Annotated in this window: 1 pseudogene; it reads right to left on the reverse strand. The window is 65.1% G+C overall.

The features are described from left to right. A pseudogene (locus tag ET21_RS0123415) lies at positions 1 to 1,389 on the reverse strand (Tn3 family transposase); the annotation flags it as partial. Positions 1,390 to 1,438: the final 49 nt, after the last annotated feature.

Consider the following 1,438-nt stretch of genomic DNA (forward strand, 5'->3'; position numbering starts at 1 on the left):
GGCCGTCATGCCGGCAAGCAAGGGGCCGGCTTCCTGGCCGGGAAGGAGGTGCAAACGACGCTGCTTGATGTCGCGCAGGCGCGGCGCGAAGCGGTAGCCGAAGAAGGGCATAAGGCCGAACACATGGTCCGATGCACCGCCTGTATCGGTGTAGTGCTCCTCGATTGTCAGGCCGGTCTGCTGATACAGCAAGCCATCCAGCACATAGGGAGCTTCGCCGGCGGTCGCCGCGATTACCCGGGTCGCGAAGGGGTCATATCGATCCGAGACATGGGTGTAGAAGGCAACGCCCGGTTCGTTGCCGCTGCGCGCGTTGATGTCGCCGATTGCGGCGCCACGGCCCCCGGCATGGAATTGCTGTCCGTCGCTCGACGAGGTGGTGCCGTCTCCCCACAGCGCGGCGAGCGGCATGGCGCGATGGGCGTCGATCAGCCTTCCCAGCGCTTCACCATAGGCGGCCTCGCTGATGTGCCAGTCGTGGAGATGGGCGAGCTGGCGCAGGCTTGCGCCTCGGCAGGTTTCCGCCATGCGTGTGAGGCCGAGATTGATGCCATCGGCAAGGATGACGGTGAGCAGCGCATTGCGGTCGTCGGCCTCCCGGCCCGAACGCCGATGGATGAAGCATTCGCTGAACCCGGTCCAGGCATCGACCTCAAGCAGGAGATCGGTGATCTTCACGCGCGGCAGTCGGTCATAGGCAGCGCGACGGGCAATCTCGGTGGCGGGTGGCGTTGCCGCTTTCAGCGGCGAGATGATAAGGCCGCTTTCGTCAAGCCTGACCTGGGGCAGCTCGCCCTGTCGGGCGAGGACCGTCACCTGTTCGATCGCCGTGTCGAGCCTGGCGCGCCTTTCCTCGATATGACGATCGAAGTCCGTTTCGATGGCGAGCGGCAACGGCCCCTTCTCGCGAAGCGCGTCGAAGGTGGCCGGCGGGATGAGGTAGCTATCGAAATCGCGGAACTGGCGGCTTCCCGAGACCCATATGTCTCCCGCTCGCAACCGCTCCCGTAGCTGGGACAAGGCGCATAGTTCATAGGCGGCGCGATCGACGATGCCGTCCCGCAGGACGAACGGCCGCCATGCGGAGGGCACAAAGCGCAGCGGCACGCGATCAGGCAAGCGCCGTTTGCCGGTCCGGTATAGCTCCGCGATGATGGTAAGCGCCGACAGGAGTCCCTGCACCGCACCGGCGCCGCGAAATTCGAAGGTGTTGAGAAAGGCACCGGCAAAGAGCTTCACCGTGCGATGCCGCTCGATCAATTCAGCGGTGCGATCGACGGTTTCCGGTCGCCCGAGTACTTCGGCCCGCGCGACCGCCACGGCGAAGCGCTGCCAATCCAGCGCCTCGATCTGCGCCAGAGAGTCCACACCGTTGGTGCGCGCTTCGATGGGCTCTGTTGCAAAGATTGGCGGCAGTCAGAGGTAGGCTGTCGCTCTG

Source organism: Sphingobium sp. DC-2 (assembly GCF_000722555.1).
Classification (GTDB): Bacteria; Pseudomonadota; Alphaproteobacteria; order Sphingomonadales; family Sphingomonadaceae; genus Sphingobium; species Sphingobium quisquiliarum.